This window comes from Undibacterium sp. Jales W-56, assembly GCF_025548535.1.
GTDB lineage: Bacteria > Pseudomonadota > Gammaproteobacteria > Burkholderiales > Burkholderiaceae_D > Undibacterium.
In genome coordinates this window covers 155578-174557 of the sequence record NZ_JAJLQW010000001.1, presented here as the reverse complement: position 1 = coordinate 174557, position 18980 = coordinate 155578, and the positions used below count along the sequence as shown (strand labels likewise).

Here is an 18980-nt window from a genome sequence, read left to right as displayed (position 1 = left end):
GTACTTACTTTCGTTTAACCTTAAGTTTGGGATTAATTCCAAAGGCATTGTGGCTGGACTTCAGCGCAAGGCCATTCGGATAACGCATATCCACACTTTCAATACTGTCCTGCAAACTTGCCACTAACTGCGGGTACACCGTCAACAGGCGATCGACCCGGATCTTCAGCGTCTGATCATCCTGCAACCGGCCCAACTCCACCTTCATGCCGTTATTCAATTTCAAGCTCCATGCATAACGACTCGAATACTGCACAGCCTCGGGTGCCAGACTGATATGGGCAAACCACTGTTTAAAATCCAGATAGCGCGCCAGCACTTCCTTCTCGCTGCCTTCGGGTCCGGCAAATTCCATCAACTCGGCATCTTCTTCTGCCTCGGCCAGATTGGCGGTGAACACGTCACCCTTGACTGACATCAACCTGCCGTCCTCACCCCAGGTACCGAGCGCCTGATGCTCCTCCAAAGTCACGATCAGTTTGTTCGGCCATTCTCTCTGCACACTGGCTTTACGTACCCAGGGTACCGATTCAAATGCGGTACGCACATTGTCCAGATTCGTCGTAAAAAAATTACCGCGCATCTTCGGCAAGGCTGCATCACGAATCGTCAAGGCATTGACATGCCGCAAAGCGGCTTGCTCTATGCCTTCAACCTTGATGACTTTCAAGGTGAACATCGGACGCTGCACCACCCACCAGATACCCGACATCAGCAATGCAAGCACAAAAATACCGAACAAGGCATTCGCTGTTGCATTCATTGAGCGGATGTCTTGCCACATCTTTACTTACTATCCTCTTTATTACCCTCTTTGCTGCCCTTGGACATCTTCAAGCGTGCCGAGCGTAAAATCGCCAGACACAAGTCTTCATAACTCATCCCGACTGCACGCGCCGCCATCGGTACCAGTGAATGGCCTGTCATGCCGGGAGAGGTATTAATCTCAATCAAAAACGGCTCATTGTCCGACTTGCGCAATAGCACATCGACCCGCGCCCAACCTTCGCAATTCACCGCGCGATACGCCTCAACACACATCGCTTGTATCCTGGCTGTCAAACCTGCATCCAAAGGAGCGGGACATAAATATTGCGTATCGTCGGTGAAGTATTTGTTTTGGTAATCGTAGTTACCATCGGGCGCAACGATCTCAATCACCGGCAAGGCATACGCCTGCTTGCCCGTGCCCAGAATCGCTACCGTCAATTCACGGCCCGAAATAAATTCTTCCGCCAATACTTCATCATCGAATTGCGCGGCCAAGGCATAGGCTTCCTGCATATCGGAATAGCCATTGACCTTGGTAATCCCTATCGTTGATCCTTCATGCGGCGGCTTCAAAATCAAAGGCAAGCTCAGGCGATCCGGTACCAGACGCAATTCGGTTTCTGCATTCAGTACTTCATAGGCCGGGGTCGTCAACTGATGGTTCTGCCAAATCTTTTTAGTAAAAATTTTATCCATCGCAATCGCCGATGCCATGACGCCGCTGCCAGTGTAGGGAATGCCTAATTGTTCCAGCACGCCTTGCAAGCTGCCGTCTTCACCGAAGCGGCCGTGCAGCGCGATAAAGACGCGATCAAACTGTTGCCCGGCCAATTCAGCCAGACTGCGCTCACCGGTATCAAAGCCGTGCGCATCAACCCCTTTACTTTGCAGTGCTGCCAGCACGCCCGTGCCCGACATGATGGAGACTTCGCGCTCGGCAGAACGCCCGCCAAACAGCACGCCAACTTTACCTAATTCTTTTACGTTCTCAATCTCACTCATGACGGCATCTCTGTTGATGTTTAGTGTTGGTATTCTGCGTTGACATTCACTACTAATACAAAATAACTATGGCTTATTGATCGCCTGCATTCGCCAGTTTTGCCGGTACTGCGCTGATCGAGCCTGCGCCCATCACGATCAGCACATCGCCGTCTTTCAATACGTGCAGAATATTGTCCGGCATATCCTGCATATCTTCGACAAATACCGGCTCGACTTTGCCGGTCACACGCAGGGCCCTTGCCATGGCACGGCCGTCGGCAGCGACAATCGGCGCTTCGCCAGCAGCATACACTTCAGCCAGCACCACCGCATCGGCAGTCGAAATGACTTTGACGAAATCTTCAAACAAATCACGGGTGCGGGTATAGCGATGCGGCTGAAAGGCCAGCACTACGCGGCGTCCGGGATACGCGCCACGCGCCGCAGCCAAGGTTGCGGCCATCTCTACCGGGTGATGACCATAGTCATCGACCAGGGCAAAGCTGCCAGCGGATTTGCCATCGACTTCAGGCAAATTGATTTCGCCATAACGCGTGAAACGACGGCCGACTCCATGAAACTCGCTCAAGGCTTTTTGAGTGGCTTCATCTGCCACGCCGACTTCACGCGCAACCGCGATCGCGGCGCAGGCATTCTGTACATTGTGCATGCCGGGCTGGTTCAGGCTGACCTGCATTGCTTCGTAACCGTCCTGAATTACCGTGAACTGCATCACGCCGCCGACCGCCTGCGCATCCACCGCACGGATATCGGCTTCTTCATGAAAACCGTAAGTCACGATAGGCTTGGAAATAAACGGCATGATTTCACGCACATGTACGTCGTCGAGGCACAGCACAGCGACGCCGTAAAAGGGCAAGCGCTGCGTGAATTCAATAAACGCCTGCTTCAATTTACCGAAATCATGCTCATAGGTTTCCATATGATCGGCATCGATATTGGTAATCACTTCAATCACGGGCAATAAATTCAGGAACGATGCATCGGACTCATCGGCTTCCGCCACGATGAAATCACCGCTGCCGAGTCTGGCGTTGGCACCGGCACTGTTGAGACGACCGCCGATCACATACGTAGGATCGAGACCGCCTTCCGCCAAAATACTGGCGACCAGACTGGTGGTCGTTGTCTTGCCGTGCGTACCGGCAATCGCGATCCCGCTTTTCAAGCGCATCAATTCCGCCAGCATCACCGCGCGAGGCACGACAGGCACATGCTTTTCGCGGGCGGCGATGACTTCCGGATTATCTGCCTTGACCGCAGTCGAGGTCACGATCGCGTCGGCGCTGGCGATATTCCCTGCCGCATGACCCAGCATGACCTTGGCACCCAGACTGGCTAATCGTTGCGAAGCCGCGTTCACCCCAAGGTCGGAACCGGAAATCGTATACCCCAGATTGAGCAATACTTCGGCGATGCCGCTCATACCTGAGCCGCCGATGCCGACGAAATGGATGTGTTTAACTTTATGTTTCATAGCTCGATCTCATCTGACTTGCTCACCTGATTTGCTTACCTGATTGGCACACACCAACTGTTCTAACACTTGCGCAATGGTTTCATTGGCTTGCCGCTGCCCCAAGCCGTAGGCGGTCTCTGCCATTGCCAGGCATTGTTCTCTTGTGATGCTTTGCAAGCTTGCCGCCAGGGCTGTTGCACTTAATTCGCTTTGCGGCAAATAAACCGCCGCCTTCTGGTCGGCCATCCATTGCGCATTGTCTTTCTGATGCGAGGTACTCGAAGCGACGAAAGGCACCAGAATACTGGCCACACCGGCAGCGGTAAGTTCAGATACAGTAATTGCACCGGCACGGCAAATCACCAGATCTGCCTCGGCATAACGACGCGGCATGTCGTCAATAAAATCCAGCACCTCGGCTTTAACGTTCTCAGCGGCATAACGTGCACGCAAGGCGTCAATATGTTTTTTTCCGGACTGATGCGTGACTTGCGGCCTGTCCTGCTCCGGAATCAGCGCCAAAGCCGCTGGCACAGTGTCGTTCAAGGCCTGTGCGCCAAGACTGCCGCCGACAATCAATATCTTTAAAGCCCCGCTTCTATTAGCATAGCGTTGTGCCGGTGCCGCCAGCGCGCATATTTCCTTGCGAATCGGATTGCCGGTAACCTGCATTTTTTTGTCTTGCGCGAAGCCGCTGGAAGGCAGGCCAAACAACACGCGCTTGGCAATCGGGCGCAGCAATTTGTTCGATAACAGCATGGCAGCATCCGCATTCATCAGCGCCACAGGCTTGCCGCGCAAGGCAGCCATCACACCGCCCGGCACCGTTACATAACCGCCCATGCCCAAGACGACGTCCGGTTGACGCTTGCCTAAAATTCGCATGCAGTGAAAAAAGCTGGCAAGCAGTCTAAACGCGCCTGTCAGGCTATGCCGCACACCTTTGCCCCGCATACCGGAAAAAGCGATGGTATCCATCGTGACGCCATGCTGAGGCACAATCTGATTTTCCATTCCGGTCGCAGTGCCGAGCCAGGACACTTGCCAGCCACGTGCCTGCATGGTTTCGGCAATTGCCAGGCCGGGGAAAATATGACCGCCGGTTCCTGCCGCCATGATCAGTAATTTCTTTGCGCTCATATCCGCCCCCCGCGCATCAGGATACGGTTTTCATAATCGATTCTGAGCAAAATCGCCAATCCCACACAATTGATCAAGACGCCGGAACCGCCGTAACTCATCAACGGCAAAGTCAGCCCTTTGGTTGGCAGCAAGCCCAGGTTCACGCCCATATTGATGAAGGCCTGGACACCGATCCAGATACCGATGCCTTTTGCGGTTAAACCCGCAAAGGTCAGATCCAGCGCAATCGCCTGACGACCAATTTCAAAGGCGCGTTTTAATATCCAGTAAAATAACAGGATCACCGCGAGTACGCCGACAAAACCGAGTTCTTCACCAATCACCGCTAATAAAAAGTCGGTATGCGCTTCCGGCAGGTAATGCAATTTCTCCACGCTCGCGCCAAGACCAACACCGAATAATTCGCCGCGGCCAAAGGCGATCAATGAATGCGAGAGTTGATATGCCTTGCCTAAAGCGTTCTCTTCCTGCCATGGATTCAGATAGGCAAAAATACGCTCGCGCCGCCATGGCGACAACAGAATAACCAGGCTGAAAATACCAACCAGTGTTGCAGCGATTCCACCGAACCAGATACCGTTGACGCCGCCTAAAAACAAAATGCCCATGGCGATGCAGACAATCACACCAAATGCGCCGAGATCGGGTTCCAGCAACAGCAATAGACCAACAACTCCGACCGCTGCGGCCATCGGTAAAAAACCCTTGGTCAATTTGTGCATGTATTCCTGTTTGCGCACGGTGTAATCGGCGGCATACAGGACCACAAACAATTTCATCAACTCGGATGGCTGCAGATTGAATACTTTAAAAGATAACCAGCGCTTCGCGCCGTTGACGCCTTTGCCAAGTCCAGGGACCAATACGGCAACCAACAGAATCAAGGTCGCCACGAATAAATAAGGCGCGATTTTTTGCCAGGTCGAGATACGAATCCTGAATACGAACAAACCCGCGATCAGAGAGACCATCACAAACATGGTCTGACGCATCAGGAAATGGGTATTTTTATAGTTCGCATATTTAGGCGAATCCGGCAAAGAGATTGATGCCGAATACACCATGACCATACCGAACAACATCAGAATCAAGGTGACCCAGACCAGCGGCTGGTCGTATTCCATCATCTTCGAGCGTTTCGCCAAATGCGACGCGGCAGCTGGCTCTGCCGAAAACGGCAGCCACTTACTGAATGACAGAATGGCTTGTTTCATCAGAACACCTCGCCGCTGGAAAGACCGATTTCTTTCACCGCATCGACAAATACCTGGGCACGATGTCCGTAGTTGCGGAACATATCCAGGCTTGCGCAGGCAGGCGACAATAAGACGACATCGCCTTCAATTGCCAGCCCTGCGGCCGCTTGCACCGCGGATTCCAGGGTCGCATGATCGGTGACCGCGACCCGACTCTGTTGAATGGCCTGACGAATCTCATCGGCGTCTTTACCGATCAGCAAAACCGCTTTGGCGAACTGGGCGATCTCAGCGTTCAGAGGAGAAAAATCCTGCCCCTTGCCATCGCCGCCGGCAATCAGAATGATGCGCTTACTGAAATCAGTACCCGCGCTGAGTTCATGCCCCAATCCCTTGAGCGCAGCGACGGTCGCGCCCACATTGGTGCCCTTGCTATCATCGACATATGTCACTCCGGCAACCGTCGCCACCACTTCGACGCGGTGCGGCTCGCCTTGATATTCACGAACGCCGTGCAGTAAGGGCGCAAACGGCAAACCAATCGCCCGACACAAAGCTAACGCCGCAAGGACATTGCAGGCATTGTGCTGACCGCGAATCTTCAAAGCATCGACCGGCATTAAACGCGAGATGGTAAATGGAATTTCTTCGATTTCTTTTTTCTTGCGACGACCAGTGACTGGCGCATCGTCACTGGCCACTGCCGCCGCCAGCCAGGTCATACCGTGCTCATTCAGCAAACCCAGGTCGTTTGCATGTTCAGGGGCTGAGATGCCAAAACTGATGAAGCCGGCATCTGGCCGCGCCATCGCCATCACCAAGGCATCATCGCGGTTCAACACCTGCACTGCCTGCGTACCGAAAATACGGGCTTTATCCGCGCAATACGCCGCCAGATCGCCATGCCAGTCCAGATGATCCTGAGTGATATTCAATACCGTTGCAACATCCGGCTCCAAACTAAACGTCGTATGCAGTTGGAAACTCGATAATTCGAGCACCCAGACCTGCGGCAAATCGCCGCACTCCAGCCCCTCATGCGACAACTCTTCACGCTCTAATTCTTCGCGCAATACATCGAGCACCGCAGGACTGATATTGCCCGCGACTTTGGTCGAAAGCCCGGCACGCTGACATAACAAGCCGACCAGACTGGTCACTGTGGTTTTGCCGTTGGTACCGGTGATCGCAATGATTTTCGGTGTGTAATTACGTTCGGCTTTTAAGTCCGCCAGGGCTTGGGCGAATAATTCAATCTCACCCCACAGCGGAATATTTTTTTGCTTCGCTTCTGGCAGCAGTACAGACAATTCGCGCAACGGCGACAATCCCGGGCTGACTGCAAGCGCGTCAATTCCATCGAGCAAAGCCGGCGTAAATTCGCCGCTGACAAATTCAATATCGGACGATATCGCATTGAGCATGTCAAGACGATCAGGCTTGGCACGGGTATCGGCGATGCGCAAGCGTGCACCACAACGCAATAACCATTGCGCCATGGCCAGACCGCTTTCGCCCAGACCTAATACCAATACGTGTTTGCCAGAAAAATCCATGATGCTCTTTTAAATTGTGTCGTCTATGATGCTTCGTCTTGAATAGAATTAACGCAGTTTGAGGGAAGACAAACCGACCAATACCAGCATCATCGAAATAATCCAGAAGCGCACGACAACTTGCGTTTCTTTCCAGCCTTTTTGCTCAAAATGATGATGCAGCGGTGCCATCAAAAATAGACGGCGACCAACGCCATAACGCTTCTTCGTGAATTTGAAATAACCGACTTGCAAAATAATCGACACGGTTTCCACCACAAAAATACCGCCCATGATGAACAAAACGATTTCTTGCCGGACGATCACCGCCACTGTGCCGAGTGCCCCACCCAGAGCCAGGGCGCCGACATCGCCCATAAAAACTTGTGCCGGATGCGCGTTGAACCATAAGAAAGCCAGCCCGGCACCCGCCATCGCGCCGCAGAAAATCAATAGCTCGCCGGCACCGGGGATGTGCGGTATCAACAGGTATTTTGCATAGCCGGCATTACCGGTCAGATACGCAAATAATCCCAGTGCCGACCCCACCATAATCGTCGGCATGATCGCCAGACCATCGAGTCCATCGGTAAAATTAACCGCATTGCTGGTACCGACAATCACGCAATAAGTCAGAGCGATAAAACCCCAGACGCCCAGCGGATAGCTGATCGATTTAAAGAAAGGTACGATCAAGTCGGCTTTCGGCGGCAAGTCCATGCTGAAGCCGGACTGCACCCAGGCGACAAATAATTCAAGCACCTTGGTATTCGACGGCGCGGAAACCGTGAACGCGAGATAAAAAGCAGCGATGATACCGATCACCGATTGCCAGAAATACTTCTCCCGCGAACGCATGCCCTCCGGATCTTTGTAGACCACTTTACGATAGTCATCGGCCCAGCCAATTGCGCCAAAACCCAGGGTGACGATCAAGACGATCCAGATAAAACGATTACTCAGGTCTGCCCACAATAAAGTCGAGATGCCGATAGAAATCAGAATCAGCACACCGCCCATGGTCGGGGTGCCGGATTTGATCAGATGTGTCTGCGGACCATCGGTGCGTACCGCCTGACCAACTTTCAAGTGCGTCAGCATACGGATCACTGCGGGACCGGCAAAAATACCGATAGAGATCGCGGTCATGGTCGCAAACACCGCACGGAAAGTGATAAAACCAAAGACCCGCAATAAACCGAGGTCCTGTTTAAAAAATTGTGCTAACCAAAGCAACATATTAATGATTTCCTATTGTTTGTTGTTTAGTCAGATGGGCAACCACACGTTCCATTTTCATGAAGCGGGAACCCTTGATCAGGATGACGCTATTGCCGTCAATCGACGCATCGAGAGCGACGCACAGTTCCGCGACATCGGTAAAATGACGCGCTCCACTGCCATACGCCTGTGTCGTGTGTTGCGCCAACTCGCCCAAGGTCAGCAATTGGGCGATGCCATGCTCCTGGGCGTAGCGTCCTATTTCCTGGTGAAAGGCGAGGCCCTCGTCACCGACCTCACCCATGTCGCCGAGCACCAGGACGCCCGCTGTTCCGGCAGGTGCCAGTACATCGATTGCGGCACGTACCGAATCCGGATTGGCGTTATAGGTGTCATCAATGATGCGGGCGCCGTTATGCGCCTGCTTGCTTTGCAGACGTCCATTCACGGGACTGAATGCTTGCAGGCCTGCGGCAATTATTTCGTTCGATACCCCAATACTGTGGCAGCAAGCCGCCGCGGCCAAAGCATTGCGCACATTGTGCACACCGGCAGCGGCAAGCCTGATGCTGACTTGTTTGCCTGCGATACGCATCTGCAATTCGCTGCCAAAATTTTGTACTTGATAAGTCGCGCTGACATCGGCGTCTGCACTCAGGCCGAAAGTGACGATCTTGCGCTGTCCCGTTTCATTGGCATAAGTACGCCACAAATCCGAGTAGATATCATCGGCAGGAAATACCGCAATGCCATTGGCGGGCAGTTGACGCAATACCGTTCCATTTTCTTCAGCAACGGCTTGCACGGTTTGCATGAATTCCTGATGCTCACGCTGGGCATTGTTCACCATCGCGACTGTTGCCTGCGCCACCGATGCCAGCACCGCGATTTCACCGGGATGATTCATGCCCAGTTCAAATACCGCCGCGCGATGGGTATCATTCAAACGCAATACGGTCAAAGGCACACCGATCTCATTGTTCAGATTGCCGCTGGTGGCGAGACTATGCTCAGCACCGACATGGGCATTCAGAATCGAGGCGATCATTTCTTTGACCGTGGTCTTGCCGTTACTGCCGGTGACCGCGATAACCGGCAAAGTAAATTGCTGTCGCCAGTAACGCGCGATGTCCTGCAATGCGGCCAGCGTATTCGGCACCACCAATGCCGGCACATCCAAGTTCGCTGGCTTTTTTTCAACCACTACCGCCACTGCACCTTTAGCAATCACATCGGCCAAAAAATCATGCGCATCAAAATGCTCGCCGCGCAAGGCGACGAACACATCGCCGGGCATCACTTTGCGGCTGTCGGTAGTCAAACCGCTGACCGCAATATTGCCAGCGCCAATCATGTCGTTATCGGTCTGCGCATGACTCAGTGCTGCGTACAATTGCTGAAGGGTCGCTTGCATCAGCTGCTCCTCTTCATATTGCCGCTGGTGGCGATAGTTGCCAGCGCCAGTGCTGCGTGTTCTTCATCGGAGAATGGCCACTTCTTGCCATGAATGTCCTGATAGTTTTCATGGCCTTTGCCTGCCAGCAGTACCACATCATTGTTGCCGGCATGTTTGATCGCATACAGGATCGCCGAAGCGCGATCTTCTATCGCCTGCGGCGTACCGCTCATACCTTTGAGTATCTGGGCAATGATGTCGGCGGGGTTTTCCGTGCGCGGATTATCGCTGGTGACCACGACGTGCTGTGCTTGCTCGGCAATCCTGCCCATCTGCGGACGCTTGCCCGGATCGCGATCACCGCCGCAACCAAACACACACCATAATTCGCCATGGCGCTCTTGCGCGACTTGCTGCAAAGTCTGGACAGTTTTTTCTAAAGCATCCGGGGTGTGGGCATAGTCGATCACTACCATCACATGACCGGCCGTGCCTAATTGCTGCATACGACCGGGAACCGAGGTCAGTTTTTCGATGACGCCGACGGCTTTGCTCCAGGCCACGCCGGTGGCCAATAGCACGCTCAATACACCCAGCACATTGCTGACATTGAAGCGGCCTATCATCTGCGTTTTGACTTGCCCGGAACCAAACGGCGAATCGACATGGAAACTGGTCCCGGCATGATGGGTGCGGATATTGCTCGCATAAATCACTTCAACCGCGTCATGTTCTTTTTGCTCCAGGCTGTAGCCAAGCACGCGGGTTTCCACTTGTTTTTTTGAACGACTTGCGTTCAGATGCTGCACCAATTCAACGCCGTAGGCATCATCGAGATTGAGCACCGCGACACCCAAATCAGGCCAGTCGAATAATTGTGTTTTGGCGGCGGCATAAGTCGCCATATCGCCGTGATAATCGAGGTGATCGCGGGTCAGATTGGTCAGCAAGGCAACGTCAACATGCAGGCCATTCAAGCGCCCCTGGTGCAAGCCTATCGAAGATGCCTCAATCGCCAATGCCTTCGCTCCGGCATCGCGCAGATCGGCAAGCCGGCGTTGCAACTGTATCGCGTCGGGCGTAGTGAAGCCGGTTTCGACCAGGTTCGTCAGTGTCCCGTCCTTGTAATTACCGACACCCAAGGTGCCGATCACCGCACTGGTTTTTCCTGTCAGCGACAAGGCTTTTGCCAGCCATTGCGAGCAAGAAGTTTTACCATTGGTGCCCGTCACCGCGACGGTTAACATGGCGCGATCAGGCTCTGCATACCAGGCATTCGCAATCGATCCGAGTTTGCCCTGCAACCCGGCAACGGCGAGATGCGGTAGGCGGATACCTGCGTCCCAGGTGAAATTATCCGCTTCGTAGACTACGGCGACCGCGCCGTTATCGACCGCGTTCTGGATGTGGCGACGACCGTCGCCGCTGACGCCATTACTGCCGCTAATCGGGAAAGCGAAAAACACATCGCCTTTGACAATCGCTCGCGAATCCGAACTCAGATGCGAGCGCGGCGTTACGGCCGGCAACTGTCTCAGCCATTTTAAAATTTCTGTCATTGGTTCTTTATGCCGTGTCATCACATACTCTCCTGCACACTGTTGTCAGGAATAATGCTGGTGACACTGGAATCTGGTGGAACGTTCATAGAACGCAAAATGTTGGCGGTAATCGTCGCAAACACGGGCGCAGCAACAGTGCCGCCGTAGTAACCGCCGCTGGTCGGCTCATCGATCATCACCGCGACGATCACCCGCGGATTCGAGACCGGTGCAAAGCCGACGAAATCACCCACGTATTTATTAACATAGCGACCGCCCTCCAGTTTGTGCGCGGTACCGGTCTTGCCGGCGACACGGTAACCGGCAATACGGGCTTGCGTGGCGGTGCCGCCCGGCTCAGTCACAGTCTCCATCATCATGCGCAATTGCCGGGCGGTTTTTTCAGAGATCACACGGTGACCCAGCGGCTGATCCGACGACTTCTGAAACGTCAAAGGAATGATGTCGCCGTTACGGGCGAAAATCATGTAGGCACGCGCCATCTGTATCAGCGACACGGAAACGCCGTGACCGTAACTCATGGTGGCCTGCTCAATCGGACGCCAGGTTTTGTAGTTGCGCAAACGTCCGGCAACCGCACCGGGGAAACCGAATTTAGGTTGCTGACCGAAACCGACGGTGGTGAACATTTCCCACATTTCTTGCGGCGGCATCTGCAATGCCATTTTTACCGTGCCGATATTCGATGATTTTTGTATGACTTGGGCGACGGTCAGGACGCCCTGCTTATGCGCGTCATGGATAGTCGCGGTACCAATCGTCATGCTGCCGGGCGCCGTCTGGATCGGCGTATCCGGGGTAACGCGTCCAGTCTCCAGAGCCAGTGCGACGGTGAATGGTTTCATCGTCGAACCAGGTTCAAAGGTGTCGGTCATGACACGATTACGCAATTGCGCACCGGTCAATACCGAGCGGTCATTCGGGTTATACGAAGGCAGATTAACCAGCGCCAATACCTCGCCGGTTTTAACATCCAAGACAACCGCACCGCCGGCCTTGGCCTTGTGTTTTTCCAGCGCCTCTTTCAAATGCGTATACGCAATGTACTGCACCTTGCTATCGATCGAGAGGGCTAAATCTTTGCCGTCATGCGGTTCGCGGATCGATTCGATATCTTCGACAATCCGGCCCAGGCGATCTTTAATGACGCGGCGATTGCCGGTCTTGCCCGCGAGGTTTTTTTCCGAGGCCAGCTCAATGCCTTCCTGGCCGATGTCCTCTACATTCGTAAAGCCGACCACGTGGGCCATGACCTCACCCTCCGGGTAGAAGCGCTTGTATTCTTTGCGCGTCTCGATGCCGTTGATGCCGAGCGCCACGATTTTTTCAGCGACTTCGGCTTCGACCTGACGTTTCAGGTAGACGAACTGGCGATCAGAATCGAGCTTCTTACGTAATTCAGCTTCCGGCATATCGAGTAAGGCAGCGAGCTGACGCAGCTTGTCTTTCGGCGCTTCCAAAACATCGTCGGGGATCGCCCAGACCGCTTTGACCGGCACCGAAGATGCGAGTACCTGGCCATTTCTATCAGTGATGCGGCCCCGGGTAGCCGGCAACTCCAGGGTACGGGCATAGCGGTTCGCACCTTGTTTTTGTAAAAATTCGGTGCTCATGCCCTGCAACCATAAGGCACGTGCAATCAGCGCCAGGAATGCAGCAAACAAGAAGAACAACACCAGACGCGAGCGCCACACCGGCAACTTCACTGCCAGCAAGGGACTCGATGAAAACGGTACGCCTTTAGCAGCGGCGGTACGAGACATGGTAGAAGCGCGGCTCAATTGGCACCTGCCGCAGTCAGGTATTGGGTGCGTTCCGGCGTGACCGGCACCATATTCAGTTCTTTACTGGCATTTGCTTCGATACGCGAATGCTTGCCGAAGGTCGATTGATCGAGCTTGAGCTGGGTCCACTGTAATTCGTATTGACGGCTTTGCGCCTGGGCGCGCTCTAACTCGATGAACAAACGGCGGGCCTGATACTGGGCATTAATCAGCGACAAGGCGCATAGCATCAGGATCACGCCGAGTAAAAAATTCAGCCGCGTACTCATTGCGCCACTCCTGGTAAACGTTCTGCCACGCGCAAGATCGCCGAGCGCGCTCTTGGATTTGCCGCAATTTCCGCATCCGACGGTTTGATCTTGGCGATCAGACGCATCTCGGGCTGCGGTAAATCGACCGAACGAATCGGCAAACGGCGATGCGGCTGGGCCAGGGTCACTTTCGATGCGAAGAATTGCTTGACGATTCTGTCTTCGAGCGAATGAAAACTGATGACCGACATCCGCCCATAAGGCGCCAGGCGCTCATACGCGCCAGCCAGACCTATCTCGAGATCTTCCAGTTCCTTATTGATGAAAATCCGTATAGCCTGAAAGGTGCGAGTTGCCGGGTCTTTGCCCTTCTCGCGAGTTTTGACGGTGTTTGCGACGATCTCGGCAAGTTGTCGAGTACTTGAAATGGGCTCGATCGCCCGGCGAGCAACAATCGCCTTTGCAATCTGAAAAGCAAACCGTTCTTCCCCATAATTTTTTATAACCTCCCTGATTTTTTGTTCATCTTCGGTCGCCAGCCATTCTGCTGCCGAAATACCGCGCGTAGTGTCCATGCGCATATCCAGCGGACCATCTGCCCTGAAACTAAAGCCGCGTGCAGCATCGTCAACCTGGGGCGAAGAGATTCCCAGATCCATCAAAATAGCATCGACACTTGCGATGCCCAAATCCGCCAAGGCATCCGCCATCGTGGCAAAACTGTCGTGCACGATAACGAAGCGGGGATCCTGAATTTGCTGGGCATTGGCGATCGCCTGGGTATCTTTATCAAAAGCGATCAGGCGGCCGGCAGCATTAAGACGCTCTAAGATTTTGCGGCTATGCCCGCCGCGACCGAAAGTGCCATCCACGACGATGCCGGCAGCGCGATCGCCGCTCAGGTCAAGCGCATCGACGGCCTCATTCAGCAGCACCGTCTGGTGCGTGAACTCTTGCGCTGGACTCGCTATCATGTGCCGCTCAGAAAGAAAAATTGCTGAGCGCTTCGGGCGCACCGCTGGCGATGGCTTTCGCCTCATTTTCGGCCAGGCGTGCCGCATCCCAGATTTCGAAATGCGTGCCCATGCCAAGCAGCATCACATCGCGCTGCATACTGACGGCGTTGCGCAATTCCGGCGCCACCAGAATACGGCCGGCGCCATCCATCTCGACATCGGAGGCATTGCCGAGGAAGATACGCTTCCAATCACGTGCCTGAATCGGCCAAGCAGCGATTTTTTCGCGGTGCGCTTCCCAGGTAGGACGAGGAAATAACAGCAGACAGCCATCTGGATGGCGGGTCAGGGTAATACGTCCCTCGCATTGCAGGCTCAGGGCGTCGCGATGCCGGGAAGGCACAGTCATTCTGCCTTTTGCATCGAGATTAAGTGAGGACGCCCCTTGGAACACGCTATGCCTTTACCCTGAACTTGAGAATTATTTTTTCGTAGAAATAAAAATATTCACCACAAAAATACACTTTTTCACACTATTGCCCACTTTAGAGGATCAGTTAAGTCCGGTCAAGCGAATTCAAGAGCGAAAATGTGAAATTCTTTAATGAAGTCAAGGACTTAGCGCACACTCCTCAAGCAGATGAAAGAAGAATATTCCAATAAATTAGATACTTACGGTGCATACTGAAAGTAGCTCCTCACATATACCCATGTGTTTCATCAAAAAACATTTTTGCAGAAAATAGATCTCCATCAATGCCCAGGCCGACGATGTAAGTCCCCACTGACAATTTAATGGTCAGTATCAGAGTCCAAAAGAGAATTTGCAGAGCGGGTCTGTCACCCAAGAGAGGGGTCGATTTGCACGCATAGTGCAGCGAGCAAAACAGGCGGGGGAATGGAAATACGGACAACTATCGGTGCTTATTAAACTTCCTCAGCATATTGCCGCTGCAGCAGAAGTAAGAATTCACTCTCAGGAATGGCTTTGCTGAAATAGAAGCCCTGGTATTCATCGCAGTGATTGGCTTTCAGGGTGTCCAGTTGCAACTCGGTCTCGACCCCCTCTGCGATCACTTTCAGGCTCAAGGTATGCGCCATTGCGACAATCGCCAGCACAATCGCGGTATCATTCGGATCGCTAGGAATATCTTTGATAAACGAACGGTCGACTTTGACGCTGTCGACAGGAAAGCGCTTCAGGTACGCGAGCGATGAATATCCGGTACCAAAATCGTCGATCGACAAGGTGAAGCCCGCCTCTTTCAAGCCATCCATCAATATAATCGCCTGATCGCGATTGTGCATCACCATACTTTCAGTGATTTCAAATTCTATCCAGCCAGGATCAACCCGCCAGAAATCGACCACGCTTTTTACCTCTTCCAGCAAATGCACGTCATTAAACTGCGCGCCAGATAAATTGATAGATACCCGTCCAAAAGACTTATCGACGGCACGAAATGCCAGGACATCGCGACAAGCGATATCCAGTACCAGCATACCCAGGCGGGCAATCAAGCCAGCCTCTTCTGCCAGCAGGATAAAATCGCCCGGGAAAAGTATGCCGCGCTCGGGATGATTCCAGCGCACCAAGGCCTCCGCACCAACGATCTTGCCGGAGGCGACATTCACTTTGGGCTGGTAGTACACCACGAACTCGCGGCGCTCCAGCGCTCGTCTCAGTCTGGCTTCAAATGCCAGACGCTCGACCGTATGCACATTCATTTCCGACGCATAGAACTGGTAATTGTCCTTGCCCTTGTTCTTGGCGCGATACATCGCAATATCTGCGTTTTTCAACAAAGTTTGCGGATCACGGCCATCATCCGGGAAAGTGGCAATCCCTATACTCGCGCTCAATTGACATTCCTGACCGCGCAGATCAAAGGGATAAGACGCTTCAAATAACAGCTTGTCGGCGATATCACCGAGATCCTTGGGATCATTGAACTGGTCGACCAGCAGAATAAATTCATCACCGCCAACCCGGGCAATAATGTCCGACTCGCGCAGACACTGCTTGAAACGTTGCGCAATATTGCGCAGTACGGTATCGCCTTCATCATGCCCGAAGGTGTCGTTGATATTTTTAAAGCGATCCAGGTCCAGGAAAAAAACCGCCAGACGGCTGCGGTCGCGTTCAGCATGCGCGAGCGATTTGCTCAGGTGCTGGCTATACAAAAAACGATTCGGCAATCCGGTCAACTCATCGTAATGTGCCAGTTTCAGTATCTTGTCTTCAGAGCGGCGGCCTTCAATCGCGATACTCGCAATGTCCGTTGTGATGCCGATCAATTTCAACTGATGATCATTCAGTTCCTCGGCAGAATGGGAAAACAAGGTAAAACTGCCTAGCAACTGGCCTTTTTTACCCATGATGGGCCAGGCACCGCAAGCAGGAAATTCCATCAAGGTTTCCAGCGCATTGACGAACTGCATCGATGCCGCTGTTTGTAGTCCATCTATCCATACCGGCGAGGCATTTAAGATGGCTTCACACCAGACGCCATTGCCATACGTGACAGGCATGCCATCCAATTGCGGCTTCAGGACATCCGGAAAATTCTTGCCCACCGACATGCTCAAACTATGCTGTTCATTCCCCAGCAATTGGATGCCGCAGCGCCAGTTTGGTGACAATTTTTCAGCGAACTGACAAATTGATTCCAGGATAATCAGCATGTCTTCGCTAGTGGCAATCAACTGCAATAATTGATTTTGCCCTTCCAGTAGCAACTCGACCGCTTTTCTGGCGCTGACATCCCGCATCACGCAGAAAATCAGGCTTTCATCGCCGATCTCAACCCTGCTCATGGTGACTTCGCTGTACAGCAAAACGCCTTTACGTGTGATGATCCAGTCAAAATGCTGGACCTCGCCAGTAAATGCTGTATCAACCAGGGTCTCGATCAGGCGATCTCTCTGCAGGCCTGGCAGATGCCGAACTGGCTGTTTTTCAGGAGAAAAACGACCGGCCCGTTTGCCCAGCAACTCGGCGCGGTCAGTGATGCCAAACATCTCCAGCGCAGCCGCATTGCAATCGACATACTTGTATTCGCGATTAATCAGCAATATCGTATCCTCGGCGTCCTGGAACAACATCCGGTAGCGGTTCTCGCTGGCACGCAAATCTTCGGCAGATCCACGCAGGCGACGAATTTTTCCTATTAGTAAAATAATGAAGACCAGGATGCAGGAAATCGTGAGCAAGGCGAATATGAGTTTTTGCCTGGCACGCTCGCGCCAGTCTGCCAGTATTGTGTCGATCGCCCTGGCATACACCAGAGCGATGGGAAAATCCGCGGTCTTACGATAGGTATAAATTAATTGCGCATCACCGCCGACCAGCGGTCCGTCCTGCAGGCTGCCTTCAATGGCACTCGAGCGGAGTGTATTGGCCAGCAAGGATTTGGAGATATCCTGATTCAGGTACAAAGGGTCGTTGGGGGCACGTAGATACAAATTACCCTGTTGATTGTGCAGGGAAATGATGGCGCCGCCATCTTTCGCCAAACGCTCGTAGAACTCCCGCAAATAGCCAAGGCCGATATAGGCTTGCAGAATACCGACATGTTCACCATGCTGATTGAAAATATTCTTTGCTACCGGCAATACCCAGCGATTGGAATTCGGCAATTGCATGGGCTTGCCGGTCACGAACTCCTTGTTTGCCGGATGCTCCAGCAAGTCCTTGACATATGCCACGCTGCGCATGTCTTGCGGTTCAGCAGGGTATTGGAACGAGGTGCCCCATAATATTCCATTGGCATCGATGATAGAGAGCGACTGCAAAAACGGCGAGTCCTGTCTTTCGTTGATCAGGACTTTGCGCACCTCAGCCTCATCGTGCGGTGCCGGATCCATCCCACTTTGAATCTCTTCTGCCGCCGCATTGATAGCGCGGCTGGCATCGTGCAAGATACGACTTGCATGCTCCTCCAGAATCCGCACGGTTAAATAACCATTCTCTTGTGCAGCGACCAACGTTAATTGGCGGTCCTGAATGATCGACCACCAGGTCTGCGCCATGATCGCGACCACGATCAAACTGACAATGACTAAAAAAGCCAGCGTCGGCAAATCATGCCATTGACGATTACCTGCTTTTCTCTCCATGCGCTACCTTAAGGTTGCCTATGTAATTGAAATAAATTAACCGCGGCTATCCGGATATATGAAATCGCATCCGTGACTTGGTTCAATGATCAACACCTTATCAGTGTAACACTGGAATTTTATCAATAGTGCGCCATCGCTATCGAATTGCCAAGCGATCTGATGGTTGTTTTCTGAGGTACATGCATCGCCCAAAAGCCATGCCGTCATTTGGAAAGATATGGATAAAAATGAAGCAGGCCGGTAGGCCGGATTCTGTTACGGCACTCTGCATTGCTGCTTCGTGCTATGACAATCATTCCTCTAGGCGACGGATTGCTCCGCCGCTCAAGCTTTCTACCCGCACGCTCCGCGAGCCGCCTCAACGCGTGCCTATTTGAAATTGCTCCGGGTGGAGGTTACCGCGTTTCACCGTAACTAAATACGCTCGTCTCTGTGGCCCTATTCCTCGTCTTATACCTTGCGGATTTCGACGTACGGCCGTTAGCCGTCACCCTGCTCTATGGAGTCCGGACCTTCCTCCCGCTTTGGCTCACACCAAAGCCAGCGATTGTCTGGCCTGCTTCGCTCGCTATTGTACCA

At 53.1% G+C, this 18980-nt stretch carries 14 protein-coding genes and 1 other RNA gene; all 15 read right to left on the bottom strand.

Annotation, left to right across the window (positions count from 1 at the left end):
• Positions 1–4: 4 nt before the first annotated feature.
• Complete coding sequence (locus tag LPB67_RS00820; RefSeq protein WP_262835159.1) at positions 5–784, bottom strand: cell division protein FtsQ/DivIB; 780 nt, start codon at positions 782–784, stop codon at positions 5–7.
• Between the two features lie 2 nt (positions 785–786).
• Positions 787–1773 (bottom strand): D-alanine--D-alanine ligase, encoded by a 987-nt coding sequence (locus tag LPB67_RS00815; RefSeq protein WP_262835156.1) that lies wholly within the window; start codon positions 1771–1773, stop codon positions 787–789.
• Between the two features lie 73 nt (positions 1774–1846).
• The gene (gene murC, locus LPB67_RS00810) at positions 1847–3253 is read right to left on the bottom strand and encodes a UDP-N-acetylmuramate--L-alanine ligase (RefSeq protein ID WP_262835154.1); all 1407 of its coding nucleotides are present in this window, start codon (positions 3251–3253) and stop codon (positions 1847–1849) included.
• A gap of 9 nt (positions 3254–3262) precedes the next feature.
• Positions 3263–4375 carry an undecaprenyldiphospho-muramoylpentapeptide beta-N-acetylglucosaminyltransferase gene (gene murG / locus LPB67_RS00805; protein WP_262835151.1) on the bottom strand — a complete coding sequence of 371 codons (1113 nt, stop codon included), beginning with the start codon at positions 4373–4375 and terminating at the stop codon, positions 3263–3265.
• Complete coding sequence (ftsW, locus tag LPB67_RS00800) at positions 4372–5505, bottom strand: putative lipid II flippase FtsW (protein WP_262836129.1); 1134 nt, start codon at positions 5503–5505, stop codon at positions 4372–4374. Before ftsW ends, murG begins: the two co-directional genes overlap by 4 nt.
• An 86-nt stretch (positions 5506–5591) precedes the next feature.
• Positions 5592–7130, bottom strand: coding sequence for a UDP-N-acetylmuramoyl-L-alanine--D-glutamate ligase (murD, locus tag LPB67_RS00795; RefSeq protein WP_262835150.1), 1539 nt, complete (start codon positions 7128–7130; stop codon positions 5592–5594).
• A 48-nt stretch (positions 7131–7178) separates the two neighbouring features.
• Positions 7179–8348 (bottom strand): phospho-N-acetylmuramoyl-pentapeptide-transferase, encoded by a 1170-nt coding sequence (gene mraY / locus LPB67_RS00790; RefSeq protein WP_262835148.1) that lies wholly within the window; start codon positions 8346–8348, stop codon positions 7179–7181.
• 1 nt (position 8349) lies between these two features.
• Positions 8350–9744 carry a UDP-N-acetylmuramoyl-tripeptide--D-alanyl-D-alanine ligase gene (locus tag LPB67_RS00785; protein ID WP_262835146.1) on the bottom strand — a complete coding sequence of 465 codons (1395 nt, stop codon included), beginning with the start codon at positions 9742–9744 and terminating at the stop codon, positions 8350–8352.
• Entirely contained in the window at positions 9744–11285 is a 1542-nt protein-coding gene (locus LPB67_RS00780) for a UDP-N-acetylmuramoyl-L-alanyl-D-glutamate--2,6-diaminopimelate ligase (protein WP_262835145.1), read from the bottom strand. The genes LPB67_RS00785 and LPB67_RS00780 overlap by 1 nt, the downstream gene beginning before the upstream one ends.
• A 20-nt stretch (positions 11286–11305) precedes the next feature.
• Complete coding sequence (locus LPB67_RS00775) at positions 11306–13051, bottom strand: peptidoglycan D,D-transpeptidase FtsI family protein (protein WP_262835143.1); 1746 nt, start codon at positions 13049–13051, stop codon at positions 11306–11308.
• Between the two features lie 14 nt (positions 13052–13065).
• On the bottom strand, positions 13066–13341 hold the full coding sequence (gene ftsL, locus LPB67_RS00770) for a cell division protein FtsL (protein WP_262835142.1): 276 nt from the start codon (positions 13339–13341) through the stop codon (positions 13066–13068).
• The gene (rsmH, locus tag LPB67_RS00765; protein WP_262835140.1) at positions 13338–14297 is read right to left on the bottom strand and encodes a 16S rRNA (cytosine(1402)-N(4))-methyltransferase RsmH; all 960 of its coding nucleotides are present in this window, start codon (positions 14295–14297) and stop codon (positions 13338–13340) included. The genes ftsL and rsmH overlap by 4 nt, the downstream gene beginning before the upstream one ends.
• Positions 14298–14304: 7 nt before the next feature.
• Positions 14305–14733, bottom strand: a complete 429-nt coding sequence (gene mraZ / locus LPB67_RS00760) for a division/cell wall cluster transcriptional repressor MraZ (RefSeq protein WP_262835139.1) — start codon at positions 14731–14733, stop codon at positions 14305–14307.
• A gap of 473 nt (positions 14734–15206) precedes the next feature.
• Positions 15207–18398, bottom strand: coding sequence for an EAL domain-containing protein (locus tag LPB67_RS00755; RefSeq protein ID WP_262835138.1), 3192 nt, complete (start codon positions 18396–18398; stop codon positions 15207–15209).
• A gap of 228 nt (positions 18399–18626) precedes the next feature.
• An RNA gene (rnpB, locus tag LPB67_RS00750) (RNase P RNA component class A) lies at positions 18627–18964 on the bottom strand.
• Between the last annotated feature and the right edge of the window lie 16 nt (positions 18965–18980).